Origin of the sequence: Propionivibrio sp. (assembly GCF_041441355.1) — a bacterium.
In the GTDB taxonomy this organism is placed as follows: domain Bacteria; phylum Pseudomonadota; class Gammaproteobacteria; order Burkholderiales; family Rhodocyclaceae; genus Propionivibrio.
The window spans coordinates 23,518-39,389 of sequence record NZ_JASDTF010000038.1; the positions used below are offsets into that span (position 1 = coordinate 23,518).

The following is a 15,872-nucleotide window of genomic DNA, read 5'->3' on the forward strand; positions in this document are numbered from 1 at the left end:
TGCTACAATATGCTTTTGACTGTTTTTGCTCCCTGAGGCTGCGCCACTCCTGAGCGCTGCGGGAACGACGAGGAAGAGGTAAGGCTTTGAATAACATGTTCAAGAACCTGGCTGTATGGCTGGTCATCGGCATGGTGATGATGACCGTCTTCAACCAGTTCAATTCCCGTCAGGCGCCGCAAGCCTCGATGGAATACTCGCAGTTCCTCGAGGAGGTCGGCCGCGGCACGATTTCCAAGGTGGTGATCGAAGGTCGGGTGCTCAAGGCGACGACCAACGACGGACGTAAGCTCACGACGTATGCGCCGCCCGATCTGTGGATGGTTTCCGATCTACTCAAAAACGGCGTCAAGGTCGAGGCTAAGCCGGAAGAAGAGCAGTCTTTCCTGATGAATATTTTCGTCAGTTGGTTCCCGATGCTCCTCCTCATCGGCGTGTGGATTTTCTTCATGCGCCAGATGCAAGGCGGCGGCAAGGGCGGCGCCTTCTCGTTCGGCAAGAGTAAGGCGCGCCTGCTTGATGAGTCGAGCAACAGCATCACCTTCGCTGATGTTGCCGGTTGTGACGAAGCCAAGGAAGAAGTTTCCGAACTGGTGGATTTTCTGCGCGATCCGTCCAAGTTCCAGAAGCTCGGTGGACGCATTCCCAAGGGCATCCTGCTCGTCGGTAATCCCGGTACCGGTAAGACCTTGCTCGCCAAGGCCATCGCAGGCGAGGCCAAGGTGCCGTTCTTCTCGATCTCGGGTTCGGACTTCGTCGAAATGTTCGTCGGTGTCGGCGCAGCACGCGTGCGCGACATGTTCGAAAATGCCAAGAAACACGCGCCGTGCATCATCTTCATCGATGAACTCGACGCGGTTGGCCGTCAGCGCGGTGCCGGTCTCGGCGGCGGCAACGACGAGCGTGAACAGACCTTGAACCAGATGCTGGTTGAAATGGACGGCTTCGAGGGCAGTTCCGGCATCATCGTGATCGCCGCGACCAACCGTCCTGACGTTCTCGATCCGGCGCTGATGCGGCCGGGGCGTTTCGACCGTCAGGTCGTGGTGCCGCTGCCTGACATCCGTGGGCGCGAGCAGATCCTCAATGTGCATATGCGCAAGGTGCCGCTGTCCGGTGACGTCAAAGCCGACATCATCGCGCGCGGGACCCCAGGCTTCTCCGGTGCGGACCTCGCCAATCTGGTGAACGAGGCGGCGCTGTTCGCCGCGCGGGGCAACAAGCGCCTGGTGGACATGGAAGACTTCGAAAAGGCGAAGGACAAGATCATGATGGGCGCCGAACGGCGCAGCATGGTCATGAACGAGGAAGAGAAGCTCAATACGGCGTATCACGAATCCGGGCACGCCGTCGTCGCCAAGCTCGTGCCGAAATCCGACCCCGTGCACAAGGTAACGATCATTCCGCGCGGACGTGCGCTCGGCGTGACCATGCAGTTGCCGGAAGAAGACCGCTACGCCTACGACCGCACTTACCTGATGTCGCGCATCGCCGTGCTGTTCGGCGGTCGCGTCGCAGAAGAACTGTTCATGAACCAGATGACCACCGGTGCCTCGAACGACTTCGAGCGCGCGACGCAGATGGCTCGCGACATGGTGACCCGTTACGGCATGTCGGATGCGCTGGGTCCGATGGTGTACGGCGAGAACGAGGGGGAAGTTTTCCTCGGTCGTTCGGTGACCACGCACAAGAACGTTTCCGAGGCGACGATGCAGCAGGTCGACGCCGAAATCCGGCGCATCATCGACCAGCAGTACGCATTGGCGCGCAAGCTGCTTGAGGATAACCGCGACAAGGTCGAGGCAATGACGAAAGCGCTGATGGAACTGGAAACCATCGACGCCGAGCAGGTCGACGACATCATGGCTGGTCGCCCGCCGCGCTCGCCGAAGTCGTCTTCGGCAAGTGCGCCCGCTTCTGGCGACTCGCCGCCGGCGGACGCGGCGCCGACGACCGAAGCCACGGCCTAACGGGCATCTGAATCGAACGGGGGAGCGCAGGCTCCCCCGGTTTTTTTGAGGAAAGTTTTTGAGGGTAAGCGACGCATGACTGCATTGCGCTGCGGGAAATTCCTGCTTTCGCTGGAACGTCCCTTGATCATGGGGATCGTCAATCTGACACCGGACTCGTTTTCCGGTGACGGCTTGGCCTCCCAGCGCGACGCCGCGCTCGATCAGGCCTGGCGCATGCTCGAAGCGGGCGCGGATTTGCTCGACCTGGGGGCGGAATCCTCGCGTCCCGGGGCCTTACCGACCTCGGAGACGGACGAGCTCGAGCGCTTGCTGCCCTTGCTCGACGCTTTGCGCGATTGCGGCAAGCCGCTCTCGATCGATACCTACAAACCTGCGGTGATGCGAGCTGCGCTTGATCGCGGCGCCGACATGATCAACGACATCTATGCGTTCAGGATGCCTGGCGCTTTCGACGCCGTTGCCCACAGCGATTGCGCGCTGTGTCTGATGCACATGCAGGGCGAGCCGCAGACCATGCAGGAGCAGCCGCAATATGGCGACGTGACGGCCGAAGTCCGCACTTTCCTCGCGGAGCGGATCGAGGCGGCACGCGGGGCGGGAATTGCTGCCGAACGTCTGTTGCTCGACCCGGGCTTCGGTTTCGGAAAGACCTTGGCGCACAATGTTGAACTCTATCGTCGCTTTCCCGACTGTCTGCCGGAGGGTTTTCCCGCGTTGGTCGGGGTTTCGCGCAAGTCCATGCTTGGCGCGATCACGGGACGGCCTGTGTCCGAGCGTCTCGCGGCCAGTATTACGGCGGCGCTGGTCGCGGTGCAGCGTGGCGCCCGGATCATCCGGGTGCATGACGTTGCCGAAACCCGCGACGCCCTAGCGGTCTGGGACGCCTTGCGCTGAAGTCCCTGCTCCTGTCGTGCACCTCAGGATGATCATGTCCGAGGAGGCGCGTACGCGCTCTGCTATGCTTTGTCGATCTTCGTCCTCCTTACAGGGGTGCGAAGATGGATCGTCATGGCGCCTGCCTCTGCTGGCGCCTCTGTCCGCCTGTGCCAAGGATGATTGGACATGTCGAAGGAAATCGAACTCAAGCTGACCTTGCCGCCGGAAGTGGCCGAACGTTTTTGCGAGCATTCGTTCCTGGCTGCGCAGATGTCGAAACACCGGCACCTGTACAACACCTATTACGACACTCCTGAATTCGACTTGCGGCGCCGGGGGATTGCGCTTCGCCTGCGGCGCATCGGGGAGAGTGAGTGGGTGATGACCGTCAAGGGGGGCGACTCGGGGGCGGGCGGCCTGGCGGCGCGCAGCGAATGGGAAGCCCCGACGCAGCCGGGCGTCTTCGATTTCGGGATCGTCGGCGACGTGGCGTTGCGCGCCTTCCTGCTCGGTTACACCCCTCGATTGCAGGCGGTGTTTACCACCGATTTTACTCGCCGCCTCTGGGTGCTTGAGCGCCCGGGCGCGCGTATTGAATTGGTGCTCGACCGGGGCTGCGTTGTAGCCGGAGCCGGTCGGCGTGAGGAGGCGATCTGCGAAGTCGAGCTTGAACTGCTTGCCGGTGATTCGACCGACGCGCTGTTCGACCTCGCCATCGAGTTGTCGGCCGACTTCCACCTGCATCCCGAGGTTCGGAGCAAAGCGGAGCGGGGCTACGCCCTGTGCGATGCAGTGCAGCGTCTTGTGCCATTTAAGGCGCAGGCTTCGATGCTTGCAGCGGAAATGACGCCTGTTGAGGCCTTCCGAGCGATCGCTTTGGCCTGTGTACTCCATTTGCAGCGCAACGAGGTGGGTGTACAGCAAGATGGGGAGGCGGAGTTTATTCACCAGGCGAGGGTGGCAATCCGCCGCTTACGCTCGGCCTTCAAGTTGTTTGCGCCAGTCCTGGCGCCCGCTTTCGTGGCGGTGTACGCGCCGCGTTGGAAGGCCTTGGCGATCAGGTTGGGGGCGGCGCGCGACTGGGATGTCTTTGTTGGTGAGACCTTGCCGGCGTTCGCTGCCGCAAGCGAAAACGGCACGGCACTGCAAGCCTTGCATCAGGCAGCGGACGTTGCGCGGCGCAGCGCACGGGAGGCTGCGGCCGCAGCGTTCTTCGATCATGAGTACAGCCGCCTCGTGCTGGCCTTCAGTGCCGCCTTGTTGCGCGAAGATGTGCTGGCGATCGCGAAGGTGCCGTCCTTGCGTTACCGCGGGCTGGGCTTGAAGGCTTTTGCGGAACGACGCTTGCGTCGCCTCGAAAAGGCGGTCGAAAAACGCAGCCGCCGGGCTGAGGCATCAGAAAAACGTCGCCACAAGCTGCGCATCGATTTCAAGCGCCTGCGCTATGCCTTCGATTTCTTTGCGCCGCTTTTCGGCCGGAAGCGGACGCCGGCCTATCAGGACATGCTCGCGCGTTTGCAGGACGTTCTCGGTCAGCTCAACGACCTGGCGACGGCGGAGGCGTTGTGCGCCCAGCTGCCGATGGAGCCGGCATTTTCTCAGCAGTTGGAAGGCTGGCTGGACGGGGCGCGGAAACGTCAGCAGGCCGAGCTCGTGCAAGTGCTGCTCCGCTTCGCGCGTTGTCGCCCGCCTTGGCGGAACGCGTAAACGAAAGTCTCGGGCCGGGCCCCTTTTGCTCATCGCGCGTTTCCGTCGACGGCTGCTGCGCGCCTGAAGTCCAGTAAAATGCCAGACTTTCTGCGTGCAAAAACAGGGAGAACAAATGTCGAGGAAGTATTTTGGGACCGACGGTGTCCGCGGCCGTGTCGGTCAGGCACCCATCACCCCCGATTTCGTGATGCGTCTCGGGTATGCGGCAGGCAAAGTCCTCGTGGCGCATGCTGGTGAGCGCGGGGCGCAAAAAACGGGCGAGCGCCCGGCTGTTCTGATCGGCAAGGACACCCGGATTTCCGGCTACATGCTTGAAGCCGCGTTGGAGGCCGGATTTTCCGCCGCCGGCGTCGATGTCTGCCTCGTCGGGCCGATGCCGACACCGGCCATCGCTTACCTGACGCGCGCGCTGCGCTTGCAGGCAGGAGTCGTCATTTCGGCGTCGCACAATCCTTATTACGACAACGGGATCAAGTTTTTCTCCGCGCAAGGAAGCAAACTTGACGATGCCATCGAGGCTGAGATCGAAGCTGGCATCGATGCGCCGATGCTTTGCGTGGCCTCGTCAGAACTCGGTCGAGCACGCCGGATCGACGACGCAGCCGGGCGCTACATCGAGTTCTGCAAGAGCACTTTCCCGAATGATCTGGACTTGCGCGGATTGAAGATCGTCATCGATTGTGCGCATGGTGCGGCGTATCACATCGCGCCGCACGTCTTTCACGAGCTGGGTGCCGAGGTCGTGGCGATCGGGGCTGAACCGAACGGTCTCAACATCAACAAGGACGTCGGCGCAACGTCCCCGCAAGCCTTGAGCGAAGCGGTCCTGGCGCACCGCGCCGATCTGGGGATCGCCCTCGACGGCGATGCGGACCGGCTGATCATGGTCGATGCGGCAGGCGAGATTTACGATGGCGATCAGCTGCTCTACGCCTTGGTCCGCAGTCGTTTGCGCCAGGGGCGCGTCGATGGGGTGGTCGGCACCTTGATGACCAACCTCGCCTTCGAGCATGCGCTTGCCGATCTTGGTGTGCCTTTCGCCCGTGCAGCGGTCGGCGACCGTTACGTGCTGGAGATGCTGTACGAAAAAGGTTGGCTCTACGGCGGTGAAAATTCGGGGCATCTGCTGTGTCTCGACAAGCACACCACCGGCGACGGGATCGTCGCCGCGCTGCAGGTGTTGACGGCCCTGCGCCAGGAGGGTGGTAGTCTGGCGGCCCTGCTGGGTGGCTTGCAGCTTTATCCGCAGCAATTGATCAATGTGCCTTTGGTCAAGGGCTTCCCCTGGAAGGATCATCCCGCGATTGCCGCTGCGCGCGTGGCGGTCGAGGCGCAACTGGATGGTAAGGGGCGGGTGCTGCTGCGCGCTTCGGGGACGGAGCCACTGCTGCGGGTGATGGTCGAAGGGCGCGATGCCGCCTTGGTGCTCTCCTGTGCAGAACAACTGGCGACGGCCGTGCGGGAGGCGGTCGCTGCCTGATGTAACAGACGCGTAACACGACCTCGCTAGACTGCCCTTATCCCGCACCACGAGTGCAGTCCTGGCGAGGAGTGTTGTCATGAAAATCAGAGCTTTTGCCGTTTGCGCGGGCCTGTCGGCGCTTACGATGTCGGCGGCCGTTCAAGCGCAGATGATGGTCAAGGTGGACGGTTCTTCGACGGTCTATCCGGTGACCGAGGCGGTGGCCGAGGATTATCAGAAGTCGAAGCAGAACCAGATCCGGGTGACCGTCGGGATTTCCGGAACCGGTGGTGGCTTTAAGAAGTTCTGCCGTGGCGAGACCGACGTCTCGAACGCATCGCGCCCGATTTCCAAGAAGGAGATCGCCGATTGCAAGGCGGCCGGCGTTCAATTCATCGAACTTCCGATCGCTTACGATGCCTTGACCGTGGTGGTCAATCCCAAAAATACCTGGGCCCGAACGATGACCGTGGCGCAGCTCAAAGCCATTTGGGAGCCGGCGGCGCAGGGCAAGATCACCAACTGGAAGCAGGTCAATCCGGAATGGCCGGATCGTCCGCTCAAGCTCTACGGTCCCGGGGCGGATTCTGGAACCTTCGAATACTTCACCGAGGCGGTTAACGGCAAGGCCAAGTCCACACGCGGCGATTTTACGGCCTCGGAGGACGACAACGTGCTCGTTCAGGGCGTTTCTCGCGACATCGGCGGGCTCGGTTACTTCGGCTACGCGTACTACATCGAGAACAAGGACAAGCTGCAGGCGGTGGCCGTGGCGGCCGATGGCAAGACGGCGGTGGCGCCGTCGATCTCAAGCGTGGTCGATGGCAGCTACCAGCCGCTGGCGCGCCCGATCTTCATCTATGTCAATGCCAAGTCGGCTGAGCGCCCTGAGGTCAAGGGGTTTGTCGAATATTACATGCGTCACGGCGAGGCACTGGCCAAGGAAGTGAAGTACGTCCCGCTGCCGGCTCGAGCGTATGAATACAACCTCCGGCATTTCGCCAAGCGCGATCTTGGTACCAAATTCGATGGCGAGAACAAGGTTGGCCTGACCATCGATGCCTTGATGAAAATCGAAGCCAAGTAAGCATCTGCCCGATTCCGCCCAGGGCTTCGGGCGGGATCGGGTTGTCTGGAGAGCATTGCATTGAATCAGAAAACAATCGCTGACGCGTCCGAGGGCACCGTTCGGACAAGCGCGCGTCTGCGCAAGGACTACACGCGGCACGTCAAAGAACGTTGCATCGAAGCGCTGCTGTTCCTGGCGGCCTTTGTCTCGGTGTTTACGACGACGGCGATCGTCTACATCCTGGTCCGCGAATCCTGGACGTTCTTCCAGCACGTGCCGGTTACCGAATTCCTGTTCTCCACGCAATGGACGCCTCTGTTTGAGGACGCGCATTACGGCATCATCGTGCTGCTTTCCGGGACCCTCACCAGCTCGGCGGTTGCTCTGCTGGTCGCCATCCCGCTCGGGACGCTGATCGCCATCTACCTTTCGGAGTTTGCGCCTTTCGGTGTGCGCGAGGTGGCCAAGCCTTTCCTGGAGCTTCTCGGCGGCATCCCGACCATCATCTACGGCTATTTCGCCTTGCTTTTCCTGACCCCGTTGTTGCAGCGCTTTTTCCCCGAGTTGCCGGGTTTCAACCTGCTGTCGGCCGGGCTCGTCATGGGGGTCATGATCATCCCGTACGTGGCCTCGCTGTCCGAAGATGCGATGCGCGCCGTGCCCATGGCCTTGCGCGAAGGCTCGTATGCGACCGGCGCTACGCGCCTGCAGACGGCGCTCCGCGTGGTGGTGCCTGCGGCGATGTCGGGCATTGCCTCAGCCTACATTCTCGGTGTCTCGCGCGCGGTGGGGGAGACCATGATCCTGGCCGTGGCCGCCGGCATGCAGCCGAACCTGACCTTCAATCCGACCGAGCCCGGGGCGACGATCACCTCCTTCATCGTCCAGGTGGCGCTCGGCGACCTGCCGCACGGGAGCATCGGTTACCAGACGATTTTTGCGGCCGGGCTGACGCTCATGCTGCTTACCCTGGCCTTCAATCTGGTGGGTTATTTCATGCGTAAGAAATTCCGCGAGGCTTATTAAAATGAATCAACGTGAACTCGCAGAACTGCGCGCCATGATCGCCGCGCACAAGCGCTGGGACGTGATGTTTGGCGTCCTTGGCGTGCTCGCCCTGATGCTGGCCTTGATGACCTTCACCGCGTTGTTCGCCGACATGGCGCTCAAGGGGGTGGGGCGCATTGACCTCGATTTCCTGACTTCCTTCCCTTCCCGGCGCGCGGCCAATGCGGGCATTCTCTCGGCTTGGGTCGGCTCGTTGCTGGTGATGCTGGTGACCGCCTGCGCCGCCGTTCCGCTCGGGGTCGCCGCTGGTGTTTATCTCGAAGAGTACGCACCGAAGAACTGGGTCACCGACGTCATCGAGATCAACGTCACCAACCTCGCCGGCGTGCCGTCAATCATTTACGGCCTCCTGGCGCTCGGGCTCTTCGTCTACGCGTTCGGCCTCGGGCAGAGCATCCTGACCGCCGGGTTGACTCTGGCGTTGCTCATTCTGCCTGTGGTCATCGTGGCGACGCGTGAGGCGATCCGGGCGATTCCGCAGATGATCCGGGAAGGCGCGTACGCCTGTGGGGCCACGACCTGGCAGGTCGTCAGCGACCACATCGTGCCGTATTCGAGTCCTGGCATCCTCACCGGGGTGATCATCGGGATGGCGCGCGCGATCGGCGAGACGGCGCCGATTATCACGGTCGGGGCGCTGACCTTTATCGCTTTCCTGCCGCCGGTGCCGTTCCAGGGCGAGCCCGCCGCCGGTCTTTTCGATTGGTTGTCGGCCCCCTTTACGGTGATGCCGATCCAGATGTTCAACTGGACCTCGCGTCCAGAAGCAGCCTTCCTCAACAATGCGGCCGCAGCGGGCTTCATTCTGGTGCTCATGACGTTGGCCATGAACGGTCTTGCGATCTGGCTGCGCTACCGCCTGCGCAAGAGCATCAAGTGGTAACAGTACGAACGACAACGGTGAACTCACAAATGACCGAATACACGATTCCGGGTGCGGTGCCTCCGCTGAAAGCCGAAGCGCGCGATCTGCATTTTTATTACGGCGGTTTTCAGGCGCTCAAGGGCATCAGCATGCCGATTTACGAGAAGCGGGTGACCTCGCTGATCGGCCCTTCTGGCTGCGGCAAGTCGACCTACCTGCGCTGTTTCAATCGCATGCACGACCTCTATCCGGGGAATCGCTACGAAGGTTCGATCGAGTTTTATCCTGATCGCACCGATTTGCTGTCCAAGGATGTCGATCCGATCGAAGTGCGGATGCGAATCAGCATGGTGTTCCAGAAGCCGAATCCGTTCCCCAAATCGATCTATGAAAACGTGGCCTATGGCTTGCGCGTACGGGGCGAGAAATCCCGTTCGGTGATTGACGATAAGGTCGAAATGGCCTTGCGCGATGCGGCCTTGTGGGGGGAGGTCAAGGACCGCCTCAAAGATCTGGGGGCCAACCTTTCGGGTGGGCAGCAGCAGCGTTTGTGCATCGCCCGGGCGCTGGCGACCGACCCCGAGTTGCTGCTGTTCGACGAGCCCACCTCGGCGCTTGACCCGATTGCCACGGCCAGCATTGAAGAGCTGATTGCCGGGCTCAAGGAGCGGGTGACCATCCTGATCGTAACCCACAACATGCAGCAGGCAGCGCGGATTTCCGACTACACTGCATACATGTACCTGGGCGAGATGGTTGAGTTTGGCGAGACGGATCGGATTTTTATCAAACCAAAACGCAAAGAAACTGAGGATTACATCACCGGGCGTTTCGGGTGATCGCGTGCCGTCGGCGAGGCTTTGTTGTAGCGACTTCGGCGGGTAAAACATTTGCATGATCAGGGCTTTTCCGGTCTTTTGGTTTGACCGGAAAAGCCCTGTTTGTCTATAATTCGCGCTTTTGCAGAGGGGGTTCTATGCGCCAAAAACTGGTGGCAGGGAATTGGAAAATGCACGGCGGCCTGGAGGTCAATGCCGCCCTTTTGCGTAGCGTTGCCGCGGGTGTGGCTGGTTTGGAACAGGTTTCGGTGGCGGTTTGCGTCCCGTATCCCTACTTGGCGCAAGCACAGTCGCTGTTGGCCGGGACCTCGGTTGCCTGGGGGGCTCAGAACTTGAGCGAACATGCCCGGGGCGCTTATACCGGCGAGGTCAGCGCGGCCATGCTCGGTGATTTTGCGTGTCGCTATGTGCTCGTCGGTCATTCCGAGCGGCGCTCGCTTTACGGTGAAAACGACGCCCTGGTGGCTGCGAAATTCATCGCCGCGCAGTCTGCGGGCCTGTGCCCGATACTGTGCGTCGGCGAAACCTTGGAGGAGCGTGAGCGCGGGCAAACGGCAAGCGTCGTCGCCGCGCAGATCGATGCCGTGCTCAACGCGGCCGGGATCGAAGCGTTCGCCAAGGCGGTGGTTGCCTACGAACCGGTTTGGGCCATCGGAACCGGGCGCACGGCAACGTCGGCCCAGGCTCAGGAAGTGCATGCCGCGATTCGGGCTCAGCTTGCATCGGCGGACAGCGGGGTGGCAGGGGGGCTGCAAATCCTATATGGTGGCAGCGTCAAGCCGGGTAATGCGCAGGAACTTTTCGGCATGCCGGATATCGATGGCGGGCTGATTGGTGGTGCGTCTTTGGTGGACGAGGATTTCCTCGCGATTTGTCGCGCAGCGACTCAATAAAGAGGTCTTATGGATTTTCTGTTTACGATCATTCTGGTGGTTCATGTTCTGGCGGCCGTTGGCATTGTCGGTTTGGTGCTCGTTCAGCACGGTAAGGGCGCCGACATGGGTGCGGCTTTCGGTAGCGGCGCTTCGGGCAGTCTTTTCGGAGCGACGGGTTCGGCCAACTTCCTGAGCCGTACGACGGCGATTCTTGCCGTCGTATTTTTTGTCACCAGCCTGACTTTGGCCTATATCGCTTCAAATAAGCCAAAAAACACTGGCGGCCTGATGCAGAATGCAGTAGAATCTCGTTCTGTTACGGCGCCGCCTGCAACCGGAGCTGACAAGGCTGGGATCAGTATTGATCCTGCCTCGAAAGCGAAGGATATTCCAAAATAAATCAAGCCGTGACAGAACAGCCCGGGGTTTTATTCCTCTTTACCCCGGTTGTTTTTTGAGTAGTGCCGACGTGGTGAAATTGGTAGACACGCTATCTTGAGGGGGTAGTGACTTCGGTCGTATGAGTTCGAGTCTCATCGTCGGCACCAAACAGAGCTTCTCTTCGATGGGGCTCCTGTCTAAACATGAGCGAGAGCGTGGCGGATCATGTTGGAAAGCTACTTTCCTGTATTTGTATTCATCCTGATCGGCGTTGTGTTTGGCGTCGCGCCGGTGATTTCCGGCCTGATTGTGGCGCCTTATCGCCCCGATAGCGAGAAGCTCTCACCGTACGAGTGCGGTTTCGAGGCGTTTGAGGATGCGCGCATGAAGTTTGATGTGCGCTACTACCTGATTGCCATCCTGTTCATCATTTTCGACCTTGAAGTTGCTTTCTTGGTGCCTTGGGCATCGATCTTCAAGGAAATTGCCGCCACCGAATCGGTGCGCTGGTTCGGCTTTATCGAAATGATGGTCTTTCTTGTCATCCTGGTCATCGGCTATGTCTATGCCTGGGCCAAGGGTGCGCTGGACTGGGAGTAGGCGATGGGTATCGAAGGCATCCTCCAGGAAGGCTTTGTCACCACTACGGCTGACAAGCTGATCAATTATGTCCGCACGGGGTCCATGTGGCCGATGACTTTCGGCCTGGCCTGTTGCGCGATCGAGATGATCCACGCCGGTTGCTCGCGCTATGACCTCGACCGTTTCGGCATCGTTTTCCGACCGAGTCCTCGTCAGTCTGACGTGATGATTGTCGCCGGGACCTTGACCAACAAAATGGCGCCGGCCCTGCGCAAGGTTTATGACCAGATGGCCGAGCCGCGTTGGGTGGTGTCGATGGGTTCTTGCGCCAACGGCGGCGGTTATTACCACTATTCGTATTCCGTGGTGCGGGGCTGTGACCGCATTGTCCCGGTCGATATCTATGTGCCGGGTTGTCCGCCGACCGCTGAAGCGCTGATCTACGGCTTGCTGCAGCTTCAGAACAAGATCCGTCGGACCTGCACCATCGCCCGTTAATTCCTCCGAGAGTCTGTTATGTCTGCCAAGCTTGAAATGCTTAGCCAGCGATTGCATGTGTACCTCGGTGATCGGATCAAGGCCTCGAATCTGGCCCTTGGGGAATTGCGCATCGATGTCGGTGCCTCCGATTATCCGGCGGTGATGCAAACGCTGCGCGACGAGCCTGAACTTGATTTTGCGCAGTTGATCGATTTGTGCGGCGTCGATTATTCGACCTACGGCAACCAGCCTTGGGAAGGAAAACGATTCGCCGCAGTGAGTCAGCTTCTGTCGATCACTCACAACTGGCGCCTGCGTGTGCGTTGCTTTGCTGACGACGATGATTTCCCTTCGGTGCCTTCGGTCGTCTCGATCTGGAATTCGGTCAATTGGTTCGAACGTGAGGCCTTTGACCTTTACGGCATCGTTTTTCCGGGGCATCCGGACCTGCGCCGCATCCTGACCGACTACGGCTTTGTCGGACATCCGTTCCGCAAGGATTTTCCGGTGGTCGGCCACGTCGAGATGCGCTACGACCCTGATCAGCAACGTGTTGTCTACGAGCCGGTAAGCATCGAGATGCGCGAGATCACGCCGCGGGTGGTGCGCGAAAAGACCTACGGGGACGTCTGAAATGCCTGATATCCAGAATTACACGATCAACTTCGGGCCTCAGCACCCGGCCGCGCACGGGGTGTTGCGCATGGTGCTTGAATTGGACGGCGAAGTCGTCGTGCGCGCCGATCCGCACATCGGCATGCTGCATCGCGCGACCGAGAAGCTGGCCGAGAGCAAGACCTGGATTCAGTCTGTCCCGTTCATGGATCGACTCGACTACATGTCGATGATGTGCAGCGAGCATGCCTACTGCCTGGCGATCGAGAAGCTGCTGGGCATCGAGGTTCCGGTTCGCGCGCAGTACATCCGCGTCATGTTCGACGAGATCACGCGCATCCTGAACCATCTGCTGTGGATTGGGGCGCACGGCCTTGATGTCGGCGCGATGACCATGATGCTTTACGCCATGCGTGAGCGTGAGGATCTGGTCGATTGCTACGAGGCGGTCTCCGGCTCCCGCTGGCACGCGGCCTACTATCGTCCGGGCGGCGTGTATCGCGATTTGCCGGATCGCATGCCGCAGTATCGCGAATCGAAGTGGAAGAGTGCTGCCGACGTGCGCAAGCTCAACGAAGTGCGCAGCGGCTCGATGCTCGATTTTCTTGAGGACTTCGTCAATCGCTTCCCGAAGATCGTCGACGAGTACGAAACCCTGCTTACCGACAACCGAATCTGGAAGCAACGTCTGGTCGGTGTCGGAGTGGTCTCGCCGGAGCGAGCGCTGCAACTTGGGTTTACGGGCGCCATGCTGCGCGGTTCGGGTTTTGCCTGGGATTTGCGCAAGAAGCAGCCGTACGCGGTCTATGACCGGCTCGATTTCGACATCCCGGTCGGCGTGACCGGCGATTCTTACGACCGTTATCTCGTGCGCGTCGAGGAAATGCGCCAGTCCAATCGCATTGTCAAGCAGTGCATTGATTGGCTGCGCGCCAATCCAGGCCCGGTGATTACGGACAACTACAAGGTTGCCCCGCCGCCGCGTGAGCGGATGAAGGCCAACATGGAAGAGCTGATTCATCACTTCAAGCTCTGCTCCGAAGGGATGCATGTGCCCGAGGGTGAGGTGTATGCGGCCATCGAGCATCCCAAAGGCGAATTCGGCGTCTACGCGGTTTCCGATGGCGCCAACAAGCCGTACCGCTTGAAGCTTCGTTCCCCGGGTTATGTGCATCTGTCGGCCATGACGGAGCTGACCCGCGGCCACATGATCGCCGACGTGGTGACGCTGGTCGGCACGATTGACATTGTTTTTGGCGAGATTGACCGCTGATGCTGACTACTGAATCCCTGAAGAGAATCGACCGCGAGGTCGCCAAGTATCCGGCCGATCGCAAACAGTCCGCGATCGTCGCCTCGCTGGCGATCGCTCAGGAAGAGAAGGGCTGGCTGGCGAACGAAACGATCGAGTTCGTCGCCAACTACCTCGGCATTCCGCCGATTTCGGCCTACGAAGTTGCAACCTTCTACAGCCTCTTCAATCTCCAGCCGGTCGGCAAATACAAGCTCACGGTGTGTACCAACCTGCCGTGCATGCTTTCCGGCGGCGTGGATGCCGGCGAATACCTCAAGCAGAAGTTGGGGATCGAATACGGCGAGACTACGCCGGACGGCAAGTACACCCTGAAGCAGGGCGAGTGCATGGGTTCCTGCGGTGAAGCGCCGGTGATGCTGGTCAACAACCAGCGCATGTGCAGCCACATGCTGCCCGAGGACATCGACAAACTGCTGGCGGAGCTCGAATAATGGCGATCCTTGGCTCGATCAATCCGATGCTTATGCGCGGCCTGGACGGTGACAAGGCCTGGCGGCTCGAGGATTACGTCAAACGCGGGGGCTATGCTGCCTTGACGCGCATCCTGACCGAGAAAGTGCCGCCCGAGGCAGTCATCAGCGAGGTCAAGAAATCGGTGTTGCGGGGGCGTGGCGGCGCGGGTTTTCCGACCGGGCTGAAGTGGAGCTTCATGCCGCGGGTCTTCCCGATCGACAAGTACATCGTCTGCAACTCGGACGAAGGCGAGCCGGGGACGTTCAAGGATCGCGACATCCTGAGCTACAACCCGCATTCGGTGATCGAAGGCATGGCGATCGCCGCGTATGCCATCGGCGCATCGCGCGGTTACAACTACATCCACGGTGAGATCTGGGCGATCTACAAGCGTTTTGAAGAAGCGCTCGACGAAGCCCGAGCCGCCGGTTACATCGGCCAGAACATTCTCGGCTCGGGGTTCGACTTCGAACTCTTCGCGCACCATGGCTATGGCGCCTACGTCTGCGGCGAGGAAACCGCGCTGATCGAATCGATCGAAGGCAAAAAAGGGCAACCGCGCTTCAAGCCGCCGTTCCCGGCGAGCTTCGGGTTGTTCGGCAAGCCGACGACGGTGAACAACACGGAAACCCTTGGCTCGATTCCCTTCATCATGAACCTCGGCGGCGATGCTTACCTCGAGGCGGGCAAGGCCAACAGCGGCGGTACCAAGATTTTTTCCGTCTCGGGCCACGTCAATCGCCCGGGCAATTACGAAGTGCCGATGGGGACGCCGTTTTCGACGCTGCTCGAACTGGCGGGCGGTGTGCGTGGCGGGCGGAAGCTCAAGGCCGTCATTCCCGGCGGCTCGTCGGCACCGGTCGTTCCGGCAGAGATGATGATGGAAACTACGATGGACTACGACTCGATCGCCAAGACGGGGTCGATGCTCGGTTCCGGCGCTGTCATCGTGATGGACGAGTCGACCTGCATGGTCAAGGCGCTCGAGCGTCTGGCCTTCTTCTACTATGAAGAATCTTGCGGCCAATGCACGCCGTGCCGCGAAGGCACCAACTGGATGTACCGCATCATCCACCGGATCGAGAACGGGCAAGGGCGCCCGGGCGACCTCGATCTGCTCAAGGACATTACGCCCAACATCATGGGGCGCACGATCTGCGCGCTCGGCGACGCCGCTGCGATGCCTGTGCAGAGCTTCCTCAAGCATTTCGGTGACGAATTTGCATACCACATCGAACACAAGCAGTGCCTTGTCCCGCGCGAGCTTCAGCGCATCGGTAGCGGGTTTTTCAAGGCCACGGCATAAGGT

Annotated in this window: 16 protein-coding genes and 1 tRNA gene; all 17 read left to right on the forward strand. The window is 60.4% G+C overall.

The features are described from left to right. The first annotated feature begins 86 nt into the window (after window positions 1-86). The 17 genes from ftsH (at window position 87) to nuoF (ending at window position 15,869) form a co-directional block, all read left to right on the forward strand. Window positions 87-1,970 carry an ATP-dependent zinc metalloprotease FtsH gene (gene ftsH / locus QMB55_RS13155; protein ID WP_497589175.1) on the forward strand — a complete coding sequence of 628 codons (1,884 nt, stop codon included), beginning with the start codon at window positions 87-89 and terminating at the stop codon, window positions 1,968-1,970. Window positions 1,971-2,045: 75 nt separating this feature from the next. Beyond that, complete coding sequence (gene folP, locus QMB55_RS13160; RefSeq protein WP_497589176.1) at window positions 2,046-2,867, forward strand: dihydropteroate synthase; 822 nt, start codon at window positions 2,046-2,048, stop codon at window positions 2,865-2,867. 168 nt (window positions 2,868-3,035) lie between these two features. After that, complete coding sequence (locus tag QMB55_RS13165; RefSeq protein ID WP_497589177.1) at window positions 3,036-4,556, forward strand: CYTH and CHAD domain-containing protein; 1,521 nt, start codon at window positions 3,036-3,038, stop codon at window positions 4,554-4,556. A 115-nt stretch (window positions 4,557-4,671) separates the two neighbouring features. After that, on the forward strand, window positions 4,672-6,039 hold the full coding sequence (gene glmM, locus QMB55_RS13170; RefSeq protein WP_497589178.1) for a phosphoglucosamine mutase: 1,368 nt from the start codon (window positions 4,672-4,674) through the stop codon (window positions 6,037-6,039). 79 nt (window positions 6,040-6,118) lie between these two features. Beyond that, a complete protein-coding gene (locus QMB55_RS13175; RefSeq protein WP_497589179.1) occupies window positions 6,119-7,108 on the forward strand; it encodes a PstS family phosphate ABC transporter substrate-binding protein in 990 nt (329 codons plus the stop codon). Between the two features lie 60 nt (window positions 7,109-7,168). Continuing rightward, complete coding sequence (gene pstC, locus QMB55_RS13180; RefSeq protein WP_497589180.1) at window positions 7,169-8,116, forward strand: phosphate ABC transporter permease subunit PstC; 948 nt, start codon at window positions 7,169-7,171, stop codon at window positions 8,114-8,116. 1 nt (window position 8,117) lies between these two features. Then, the gene (pstA, locus tag QMB55_RS13185; protein ID WP_497589181.1) at window positions 8,118-9,041 is read left to right on the forward strand and encodes a phosphate ABC transporter permease PstA; all 924 of its coding nucleotides are present in this window, start codon (window positions 8,118-8,120) and stop codon (window positions 9,039-9,041) included. A 29-nt stretch (window positions 9,042-9,070) separates the two neighbouring features. Further along, the gene (gene pstB / locus QMB55_RS13190; protein ID WP_497589182.1) at window positions 9,071-9,862 is read left to right on the forward strand and encodes a phosphate ABC transporter ATP-binding protein PstB; all 792 of its coding nucleotides are present in this window, start codon (window positions 9,071-9,073) and stop codon (window positions 9,860-9,862) included. A gap of 137 nt (window positions 9,863-9,999) precedes the next feature. Beyond that, window positions 10,000-10,755 carry a triose-phosphate isomerase gene (tpiA, locus tag QMB55_RS13195; protein WP_497589183.1) on the forward strand — a complete coding sequence of 252 codons (756 nt, stop codon included), beginning with the start codon at window positions 10,000-10,002 and terminating at the stop codon, window positions 10,753-10,755. A gap of 9 nt (window positions 10,756-10,764) precedes the next feature. Next, window positions 10,765-11,136 (forward strand): preprotein translocase subunit SecG, encoded by a 372-nt coding sequence (secG, locus tag QMB55_RS13200; protein ID WP_497589184.1) that lies wholly within the window; start codon window positions 10,765-10,767, stop codon window positions 11,134-11,136. A 64-nt stretch (window positions 11,137-11,200) separates the two neighbouring features. Further along, window positions 11,201-11,285, forward strand: a tRNA-Leu gene (locus QMB55_RS13205). Window positions 11,286-11,343: 58 nt separating this feature from the next. Continuing rightward, complete coding sequence (locus tag QMB55_RS13210; protein WP_497589185.1) at window positions 11,344-11,718, forward strand: NADH-quinone oxidoreductase subunit A; 375 nt, start codon at window positions 11,344-11,346, stop codon at window positions 11,716-11,718. A gap of 3 nt (window positions 11,719-11,721) precedes the next feature. Beyond that, window positions 11,722-12,198, forward strand: coding sequence for a NuoB/complex I 20 kDa subunit family protein (locus tag QMB55_RS13215; RefSeq protein ID WP_497589186.1), 477 nt, complete (start codon window positions 11,722-11,724; stop codon window positions 12,196-12,198). Between the two features lie 18 nt (window positions 12,199-12,216). Further along, window positions 12,217-12,813, forward strand: coding sequence for an NADH-quinone oxidoreductase subunit C (locus QMB55_RS13220; RefSeq protein ID WP_497589187.1), 597 nt, complete (start codon window positions 12,217-12,219; stop codon window positions 12,811-12,813). Between the two features lies 1 nt (window position 12,814). Next, window positions 12,815-14,068, forward strand: a complete 1,254-nt coding sequence (locus QMB55_RS13225; protein ID WP_497589188.1) for an NADH-quinone oxidoreductase subunit D — start codon at window positions 12,815-12,817, stop codon at window positions 14,066-14,068. Continuing rightward, a complete protein-coding gene (nuoE, locus tag QMB55_RS13230) occupies window positions 14,068-14,541 on the forward strand; it encodes an NADH-quinone oxidoreductase subunit NuoE (RefSeq protein WP_497589189.1) in 474 nt (157 codons plus the stop codon). The genes QMB55_RS13225 and nuoE overlap by 1 nt, the downstream gene beginning before the upstream one ends. Window positions 14,542-14,567: 26 nt before the next feature. Then, complete coding sequence (nuoF, locus tag QMB55_RS13235; protein ID WP_497589198.1) at window positions 14,568-15,869, forward strand: NADH-quinone oxidoreductase subunit NuoF; 1,302 nt, start codon at window positions 14,568-14,570, stop codon at window positions 15,867-15,869. Window positions 15,870-15,872 lie beyond the last annotated feature (3 nt).

What these genes read in the sequence shown, in the direction of transcription:
- folP (WP_497589176.1), top strand. Translation starts at nt 2,046, where the DNA reads ATGACTGCATTGCGCTGCGGGAAATTCCTGCTTTCGCTGGAACGTCCC.
- QMB55_RS13165 (WP_497589177.1), top strand. Translation starts at nt 3,036, where the DNA reads ATGTCGAAGGAAATCGAACTCAAGCTGACCTTGCCGCCGGAAGTGGCC.
- glmM (WP_497589178.1), top strand. Translation starts at nt 4,672, where the DNA reads ATGTCGAGGAAGTATTTTGGGACCGACGGTGTCCGCGGCCGTGTCGGT.
- QMB55_RS13175 (WP_497589179.1), top strand. Translation starts at nt 6,119, where the DNA reads ATGAAAATCAGAGCTTTTGCCGTTTGCGCGGGCCTGTCGGCGCTTACG.
- pstA (WP_497589181.1), top strand. Translation starts at nt 8,118, where the DNA reads ATGAATCAACGTGAACTCGCAGAACTGCGCGCCATGATCGCCGCGCAC.
- pstB (WP_497589182.1), top strand. Translation starts at nt 9,071, where the DNA reads ATGACCGAATACACGATTCCGGGTGCGGTGCCTCCGCTGAAAGCCGAA.
- tpiA (WP_497589183.1), top strand. Translation starts at nt 10,000, where the DNA reads ATGCGCCAAAAACTGGTGGCAGGGAATTGGAAAATGCACGGCGGCCTG.
- secG (WP_497589184.1), top strand. Translation starts at nt 10,765, where the DNA reads ATGGATTTTCTGTTTACGATCATTCTGGTGGTTCATGTTCTGGCGGCC.
- QMB55_RS13210 (WP_497589185.1), top strand. Translation starts at nt 11,344, where the DNA reads ATGTTGGAAAGCTACTTTCCTGTATTTGTATTCATCCTGATCGGCGTT.
- QMB55_RS13215 (WP_497589186.1), top strand. Translation starts at nt 11,722, where the DNA reads ATGGGTATCGAAGGCATCCTCCAGGAAGGCTTTGTCACCACTACGGCT.
- QMB55_RS13220 (WP_497589187.1), top strand. Translation starts at nt 12,217, where the DNA reads ATGTCTGCCAAGCTTGAAATGCTTAGCCAGCGATTGCATGTGTACCTC.
- QMB55_RS13225 (WP_497589188.1), top strand. Translation starts at nt 12,815, where the DNA reads ATGCCTGATATCCAGAATTACACGATCAACTTCGGGCCTCAGCACCCG.
- nuoE (WP_497589189.1), top strand. Translation starts at nt 14,068, where the DNA reads ATGCTGACTACTGAATCCCTGAAGAGAATCGACCGCGAGGTCGCCAAG.
- nuoF (WP_497589198.1), top strand. Translation starts at nt 14,568, where the DNA reads ATGCTTATGCGCGGCCTGGACGGTGACAAGGCCTGGCGGCTCGAGGAT.